We start from the raw sequence: 8,078 nt of genomic DNA on the forward strand, positions 1-8,078 counted from the left end.
CATCGTCGCCGACCTCGCCGCCGGCGACGAGACCGGCCACCTTGGCGTACCCGGCGGTGCCGAACCAGCCGATGACGGCCACCGGCACGAACGCGGGGATGCCCGAGGCGACTTCCTCGATCTGGGCGGCGGCCAGCCGGCAGCGGGCGCACTTCTCCAGATGCTTGCGCAGGCCCCGCTCTGCGCGGGTGCGCAGCCGGCCTCGGGCGTAGGTGCCGAGCTGGTCGGCGTAGCGGGCGCACTCGTCGTCGGCGGTGAGGGCGGAACTGACGTGGGCCTGGAGGTACGCCTGCTTGAGCCCCTCACGCGCCCGGCTGGCCAGCACCCGCGTGCCGTTGGCGTCCAGGCCGAACAGCGTGGCGACCTCGCTCGGCGACTCGTCCTCGACCTCGGTGTGCCACAGCACCGCCTGCCACCGCTCCGGCAGCGAGCGGAACGCCTGCATGGCGAGCGACTGCTCGGCCTCGTGCATCGCCCGCACGTCCGCGCCCAGATCCAGGGTGTGGACGTCGGAGCCGTCGGCGAGCCGGGCGGCCTGACGTGCGAAGACCGCGAAGTCGTCGACCAGTTGCTCCCGCTTGGCGGACCGCGTCCAGTGCGCGGCGACCCGCCGGACGCAGGTCAGCAGATAGGCGCGCACGGCGTGCTCGGGGCCCGAACCGCCGCGCACCGCCTGGAGCATGCGGGCGAACACCTCCGCGGTCAGGTCCTCCGCGGTGTGCGCGTCCCGGCAGCAGGTGCGTGCGTAGCGGCGTACCGCGTCGGCGTGCCGCCGGTACAGCTCCTCGTACGCCGAGTCGTCGCCCGAGCGCATCCGGCCGATCAGCTCGGCGTCGGACGGCGGCCGCACGGGCGGAGGGGGCAGTACGCGCGGGGGCGGCAGTACGCCCTCCTCGCGCCGGTCGCGCTGGGCCGGGACCGAGCCGTCGACATCGTCCAGCGGGGCACGCCCCTGGCTCGGCACCTGCCGTGCGCCGTCGTCGGCGCACGGCTCGTCCCGCCCGTCGTCGCTCATCGCGAAAAAGCCCCCGCCAGCTGCCCGGCCCGTCATGAACAGGGGTCAGGGTGCCACAGCGTTCCCAGGGCAGGGCCCGATAGCGGGGGTCTTCCACTCGTTGGTGGGGACCTGTCGAACGCGAGCACTCAAGTGCGTGTGTTCGGGGAAGGCTCAGGGGTCGAGCCCGTCAGGAATCGTTCCCCCTGAGCCTTCCTCCGGCAGCTGTCCGGAAGCCCATCCGGCAGCCGTCCGGAAGTCGTCCGGCAGCTGTCCGGAAGCCCATCCGGCAGCTGTCCGGAAGTCTGCTGGCTGTCACCCGCGGCGTCCTACGCGGGACGCGACCGCAGACCCTCCAGCAGGATGTCCAGCAGGCGGGCCGAGGCCGCCGCCTGCTGCGCCGCGTCCGGCAGCGACGGGGCCGCCGTCGCGATCACCAGCAGAACGTCCGAGACCGTGACGTCCGCCCGCAGCTCGCCCGCCGCGCGGGCGCGCTCCACGAGCCGGCCCACCACCTCGAGCAGCTGCGAGGCACCCGCGTCGTCCTCCGGCGCGGGCGGTTCCTCCGGAACCAGACGCAGCTCACCCGTGCCCGGCTGGGTCCGCTGCTGCGGCACTCGTGCGTGGTCCTCCACCACACCCACCCGCAGGACCTGCGGCGGCAGCAGCCGGCCGGCACCCGAGGCGACCGAGGTGCGCAGGAAGCGGGAGAGCGCCGACCACGGCTCGTCCTCCTGCCCGAGCGCCGCCCGCGCCTGCTCGGTCAGCCGGGAGATCTCCTCCTCGGCTATGCGCCGCACCAGCACGTCCTTGCTCGGGAACCGCCGGTAGACCGTGCCCACGCCCACCCGGGCCCTGCGCGCCACGTCCTCCATCGGCGCGCCGTAACCCAGCTCGCCGAAGACCTCGCGCGCCGCCCGGAGCACATGCTCCAGATTGCGCTGTGCGTCCACCCGCAGCGGTGTCGTACGCGCCCTGTCCGCGCGACCGTTCCCCGTCGAACCCGTCGAACCCGTCGAACCCGTCGAACCCGTCGAACCCGTCGAACCCGTCGAACCCGTCGAACCCGTCGAACCCGTCGTCCCCGTAGATGCGCTCACCGCCGCGCCCGTCGCGACAGCGGAAGACCAATGGGATTCCTGAACATGCATACGCTTCCCCCGGTTGATGACGTCTCCCCCCGGAGACCTCTCCCCGCCCTACATATCCGGGGCTCACGGAACGAGCCCGGTGATCGACCCCGCCCGTCGCGGACCCGACGAGCGCATCCCCCTACACCCCGTCGAGAGACGAACATAGTTGAGAGGGGGTCAATTCAGAAGGGGCAGGTTCCGCACGGAGCGCCCCCCGATCGGAGCACGAGACACATTCGTCCGAAATGCGCCCCCGGGCGGCCCCCGGAGCACCAGCGCTGACCTGCGCCGATGCTCGGGCAATAGGTCATTCGGCCAAAGCGGAGCACCTTTGGCCTCCGGTCACACAATTCGTCGAGCCTGTGGACAAACGCAAGCGACGGGTGCGTCATGGGATGGTGAAGGAACGTGCGCGCATTCTCGTTGTCGGCGGCGGCTACGTCGGGATGTACACGGCCCTGCGCCTCCAGCGGAAGCTCAAACGGGAACTCGAACGGGGCGAGGCCGAGATCACGGTCGTCAGCCCGGACCCGTACATGACGTACCAGCCCTTCCTCCCCGAGGCGGCCGCCGGCGCCATCTCCCCCCGGCACGTCGTCGTACCGCTGCGCCGGGTCCTCGACCGCTGCCGCGTCATCATCGGCGAGGCCACCGGCATCGACCACGCCAAACGCACCGCGACCATCACCACCCTCGCCACCGAGGAGGAGGGCACCGGCGGCCGGCAGCTCGCCTACGACGAACTCGTCCTCGCCCCCGGATCCGTCTCGCGCACCCTGCCCGTCCCCGGACTCGCCGAGCACGGCATCGGCTTCAAGACCGTGGAGGAGGCCATCGGCCTGCGCAACCACGTCCTGGAGCAGATGGACATCGCCTCCTCCACCCGCGACCCGGCCGTCCGCGACGCCGCCCTCACCTTCGTCTTCGTCGGCGGCGGCTACGCCGGCGTGGAGGCACTCGGCGAGCTGGAGGACATGGCCCGCTACGCCGCGCGCTACTACCACAACCTGCGGCCCGAGGACATGAAGTGGATCCTCGTCGAGGCCTCCGACCGCATCCTCCCCGAGGTCGGCGAGGAGATGGGCCGCTACACCGTCACCGAGCTGCGCCGCCGCAACATCGACGTACGCCTGGAGACCAGACTGGAGTCCTGCGCCGACCGGGTGGCCGTGCTCAGCGACGGCTCACGCTTCCCCACCCGCACCGTCGTATGGACCGCCGGCGTCAAACCGCACCCGGTCCTCGCCGCCACCGACCTCCCGCTCGACGAACGCGGCCGGCTCAAGTGCACCGCCCAACTCGCCGTCGACGGCGCCCCGCACGCCTGGGGCGCCGGAGACGCCGCCGCCGTCCCCGACGTCACCGCCCCGGACGCGGGCCGCACCTGCGCCCCCAACGCCCAGCACGCCCTGCGCCAGGCCAGGACGCTCGGCGACAACATCGCCCACTCCCTGCGCGGCGAACCCCTGGAGACCTACGCCCACAAGTACGCCGGCTCCGTCGCCTCCCTCGGCCTGCACAAGGGCGTCGCCCAGATCTACGGACGCAAGCTCAAGGGCTACCCCGCCTGGTTCATGCACCGCACCTACCACCTCAGCCGCGTCCCCACCTTCAACCGCAAGGCACGCGTGGCCGCCGAATGGACCCTCGCCGGACTGTTCAAACGGGAGATCGTCTCCCTGGGTTCACTCGAACACCCCCGGGCGGAGTTCGAACTCGCGGCCGGTGGAAAGCCTTCTCAAGACCCCCCGCACGACCCGAAGGGGTCGTCCTGACCGGACCCAGGAACTCCGCCGGCGGGCGCGGCGTCTGACGGATGCCGGCCCGGCCGGCGGCCTGCCAGACTGGTCCACCACGCGGGCGGGCCGCAGCAAGCCCCGTGCGGTCCCGGGACCCCGGCCGGTCCCGGCCTTGGGCCGCCGACAACTAACCGAGGCAAGGATTAGTGAACTTCACGCGCTGGAGCGCCCGGCTCCCCGGAACGCAGCGCCGCGCCGCAGCGCGGGCCGATCTCACGGTCACCCCGGACCGGCGGGGAGAGGGCTCCGTGCCGGCGGCCCGCGCCGAGCACCTCACCGACGACGCACCCCCCGTCCCCGCGGTCGACGACCTCAAGGTGCGCGAGGTCCTCGACCGCATCCCCTCCCTCGTCGCCCTGGTCCACGGCCCCGACCACCGCCTCGCCTACGTCAACGACGCCTACACCGCCGCCTTCGGCCCCCGCCCCGTCGGCGCCCCCGCCCGCGGCGCCCTGCCCGAACTCGCCGAACTGGGCCTGCTGCCCCTCCTCGACCAGGTCCTGCGCAGCGGCAAGCCCCGCACGGTCAAGTCCCGCAAGGCCCCCGACGGCCGCTCCTACACCTTCACCTGCACACCCGTCACCGAGGACGGCGGCGGCCGCGGCGTACTGGTCTTCGCCACCGATGTCACCGACCACGCCGAGGCCGCCGAACGCCTGCGCGCCAGCGAACGCCGCCAGCGCGAGACCGCCGTCACCCTCCAGCGCTCCCTGCTCCCCCAGGAGCTCGAGGAGCCCGACGACCTGCGCATCGCCGCCACCTACCACCCGGGCGGCACCGAGGCCGCGGTCGGCGGCGACTGGTACGACGTGATCACCCTCGGCGGCGGACGCACCGCGCTCGTCATCGGCGACGTCATGGGGCGCGGCGTGCGCGCCGCCGCCGTCATGGGCCAGCTCCGCACCGCCGTGCGCGCCTACGCCCGCCTCGACCTCCCGCCGCACGAGGTGCTCCAGCTGCTCGACGGCCTCGCCATGGAGATCGACGCCAACCAGATCGCCACCTGCGTCTACGCCATCCACGACCCCAACGAGGGCCGCCTGGTGTACGCCTCCGCCGGCCATCTGCCGATCCTGGTCCGCGACGAGAACGGCACCGTCCAGCGCGCCGACGAACCCACCGGCCCCCCGCTCGGCACCGGCGGCTGGATGCACTCCTCCGGCTCCGTCCCCCTCGGCCCCGGCTCCACCGCCGTCCTCTACACCGACGGCCTGGTCGAACGCCGCAACGAGGACCTGGACGAGGGCATCGCCGCCCTGGAACGCGCCCTCGCCGGCGCGACCGGCAGCCCCCAGGTCGTCTGCGACCGCCTGGTCCGCTCCGCCGGCGTCACCCCCGACCACGACGACGACGTCGCCGTCCTGGTCCTCCAGCACCCCGCCCGCAAGGGACCGGAGTCCGAACTCTTCCGCAACGCCGCCCTGGAACTCCTCGGCGGCGTGGAGGCCGCCCCGCGCGCCCGCGCCTTCGCCTCCGGGGTTCTCACCAGCTGGCGCTTTCCCACCGAGCTGCACGACCTGGGCGTCCTCGCCACCAGCGAGCTCGTGGCCAACTCCCTCCAGCACGGCACACCCCCCATGCGCCTGCGCCTGCGCCGCACCGACCGCCGCCTGATCATCGAGGTCACCGACGGCGACGACCACCTGCCCAGGCGCCGCCGCGCGGAACCGGGCGACGAGTCCGGCCGGGGCATCTCCATCGTGGCGACCATCGCCTCCAACTGGGGCAGCCGCCGCACCCCGGGCGGCGGCAAGGCGGTCTGGTGCGAGTTCGCCCTGCCGCACCCCGGCCGGCCGTAGACCGACGGCCACCGGGAAGCACGGCAGGGCTCACCAGGGAACGAGGAGGGGCGCAGGCGTCACACGTGCGCCGGTGCATTCCCCCTCGGCGCGCCGCCCTGCGCCACCACCCGGCTGCGCGCGGCCGACGGATGGTCCTGCGCCTCGGTCAGCTGCCGCCCCAGCCGCAGCGCCAGTACCGTGATCCCCAGCGAGAACAGCACGAAGACCACGATGTACGGCGCGTGCAGCGAGGCCCCCAGCGGCCCGCCCACCGCCGGACCGACGGCCAGCGCGAGCTGCTTCACCAGGGCGAACGCGGAGTTGTACTGCCCCGCCATCCCGGTCGGCGCCAGATCGGCCACCAGCGGGGCCAGCGTCGGCGACAGCATCGCCTCACCGAGCCCGAACAGCGCGTACGTCGACACGAAAGCGGCCGTCGCCATCTCCTGGCTGCCGTTGCCGAGGCCCGCGTACCCGGCCACGGCCCACGCCACGGCCCAGATCAGGCCCACGGAGGCGATCACCCGCGACCGCTTGCGCCGCTCCACGAACCGCAGCACCGCGAACTGCGCCACCACGATCATCAGCGTGTTCGCCGCCAGGGCCGTGCCCAGCGCGGACGTCGAGATCCCGGCCGCCTCCACGCCGTAGGCGCTCAGCCCCGACTCGAACTGCCCGTAGCAGGCGAAGAACAGCACGAAGCCCAGCACGCACAGCTGCACCATGGCCCGGTTGCCCAGCAGCTGCTTCCAGCTGCCCTTCGCGGACTGCGGCACGTCCTCCACCCGCGGCGAGTGCGGCATCCGCACCGTCGCCATCACCACGACCAGCAGCAGGAAGATCGCCGCCTCGAGCGTGAACAGCAGCGTGAACGACGAGGCCCGGCTCGCGTCGACGAGATGCCCGCCGATCAGACCGCCGATGCCCAGCCCCAGGTTCTGCAGAAAGAACTGCATGGCGAACGCCCGCGACCGCGTCCCGGAGGAGGAGCAGTCCACGATCATCGTGGCCAGCGCCGGCTGCATCACGGCCTGCCCCGCGCCGAGCGCCGCCGCCGACAGCAGCACGCTCACCGCACTGCCCGACAGTCCGAGGCTCAGCGCCCCGATCGCGGCGGTGACCAGAGCGGCGAGCAGCACCGGCAGCGGGCCGCGCCGGACGATCGTCCGCCCGGCGAACGGGAGCACGATCAGCGCAGCCACGGCGAAGACGGCGAGCACCATGCCCGCCGTCACGGCCCCAAGACCCCGGACCTGCGCCACATAGACGTACAGGTAGGGGACCGTGAAGCCCAGTCCGAAGGCGCTGAGTGCGTTGCCCACTTGGATCCGGCGCATCGCTGCGCCCATCGCCCTGGTCACGTTCACCTCTCTCACTAGTCAGGAGCCAATACTTTGAAGCTAAAGTTCGAAGCTAAAGAGTACACAGCGAAGGACTTCAAGGCAAAGCGAGGGCGTGCCATACTGCGACCATGGGCGACACCCCCGGCCTGAGCGAGCCGTCACTCGAAGAGCAGATCGCCGCTTACCAGCGCGAATTCCAGGACCTCGACCCGCAGGTCGAGAAGATCGTCTCCGCGCTGTCGCGGCTCAACCGCCGCATGAACGTCGCCTACGGACGCCAGACCGCCGAGCTGGGCATCAGCAACGCCGACTGGGAGGTCCTCAAGGCCCTCGTCCTCTCCGGCGCCCCCTACCGGATGGGTCCCGGCGAGCTGGCCAAGCGCCTCGGCCTCACTCCAGCCGCCATGACGCACCGCATCGACCGCATGGTCGCCGAGGGCCTGGTCACCCGGGAGCGGGACGAGTCCAACCGCGTCCGCGTGATCGTGGAGCTGACCCCCGCGGGCCGCGAGAAGTGGCTGGAGGTCATGCGCAAGGCGACGGTCTTCGAGGCGGACCTCCTCCAGGACCTCTCACCAGAGGAGCGCACCGTCCTCGAAGAGGTCCTCACCCGTCTGCTCCGCAGGGTGGAGCATGCCCAGCCGGACGCCGGCGGCCGGCTCGAGGACCTGGACTAAAAGATCTTGACGGGATCCCCTTGACACCCCCCGTACCCATCCGTAAGGTTCTTCGGGTTGCCACGGGGCCAAAATGGTTCTGAGGCCACACTTCCGCCGCATCAGCGGCACTCACACCTATGACGTGCTCCTCCAGTGGGAGCGAATTCGGCATGCCCGAATTCAATTCCACTTCCCTCGATTTGGGAATACGGAGCGAGTCCGCTAAGGTTTGAGACGTCGGCGCGGCCCAACGGCCGTGCGGACGAACCCCGCTGACTGGGGGTCAGGTCGAGAAAAAGATCTGATAGAGTCAGAAACACCGAAGGGAAGCGCCCGGAGGAAAGCCCGAGAGGGTGAGTACGAAGGAAG

The 8,078-nt window shown here is 71.8% G+C and carries 6 protein-coding genes; 3 read left to right on the top strand and 3 right to left on the bottom strand.

Features of this window, described 5'->3' with window-relative positions; genetic code table 11:
• Together ABD207_RS27685 and ABD207_RS27690 are read right to left on the bottom strand one after the other, a co-directional pair.
• On the bottom strand, positions 1 to 1,015 hold a 1,015-nt coding region (locus tag ABD207_RS27685), incomplete at its 3' end, for an RNA polymerase sigma factor (protein ID WP_344015926.1).
• Positions 1,016 to 1,323: 308 nt separating this feature from the next.
• The gene (locus tag ABD207_RS27690; RefSeq protein WP_344015927.1) at positions 1,324 to 2,145 is read right to left on the bottom strand and encodes a TetR/AcrR family transcriptional regulator; all 822 of its coding nucleotides are present in this window, start codon (positions 2,143 to 2,145) and stop codon (positions 1,324 to 1,326) included.
• 377 nt (positions 2,146 to 2,522) lie between these two features.
• On the opposite strand from ABD207_RS27690, the gene ABD207_RS27695 reads away from it, so the two are divergent.
• Complete coding sequence (locus ABD207_RS27695; protein ID WP_344015928.1) at positions 2,523 to 3,902, top strand: NAD(P)/FAD-dependent oxidoreductase; 1,380 nt, start codon at positions 2,523 to 2,525, stop codon at positions 3,900 to 3,902.
• A gap of 170 nt (positions 3,903 to 4,072) precedes the next feature.
• The gene (locus ABD207_RS27700; RefSeq protein ID WP_344015929.1) at positions 4,073 to 5,725 is read left to right on the top strand and encodes an ATP-binding SpoIIE family protein phosphatase; all 1,653 of its coding nucleotides are present in this window, start codon (positions 4,073 to 4,075) and stop codon (positions 5,723 to 5,725) included.
• 59 nt (positions 5,726 to 5,784) lie between these two features.
• On the opposite strand, the gene ABD207_RS27705 is transcribed toward ABD207_RS27700, so the two are convergent.
• The gene (locus ABD207_RS27705; RefSeq protein WP_344015931.1) at positions 5,785 to 7,056 is read right to left on the bottom strand and encodes an MDR family MFS transporter; all 1,272 of its coding nucleotides are present in this window, start codon (positions 7,054 to 7,056) and stop codon (positions 5,785 to 5,787) included.
• A gap of 122 nt (positions 7,057 to 7,178) precedes the next feature.
• On the opposite strand from ABD207_RS27705, the gene ABD207_RS27710 reads away from it, so the two are divergent.
• Complete coding sequence (locus ABD207_RS27710; protein ID WP_344015930.1) at positions 7,179 to 7,727, top strand: MarR family winged helix-turn-helix transcriptional regulator; 549 nt, start codon at positions 7,179 to 7,181, stop codon at positions 7,725 to 7,727.
• Positions 7,728 to 8,078 lie beyond the last annotated feature (351 nt).

It is taken from the genome of Streptomyces thermospinosisporus (assembly GCF_039526425.1).
Lineage (GTDB): Bacteria > Actinomycetota > Actinomycetes > Streptomycetales > Streptomycetaceae > Streptomyces > Streptomyces thermocarboxydovorans.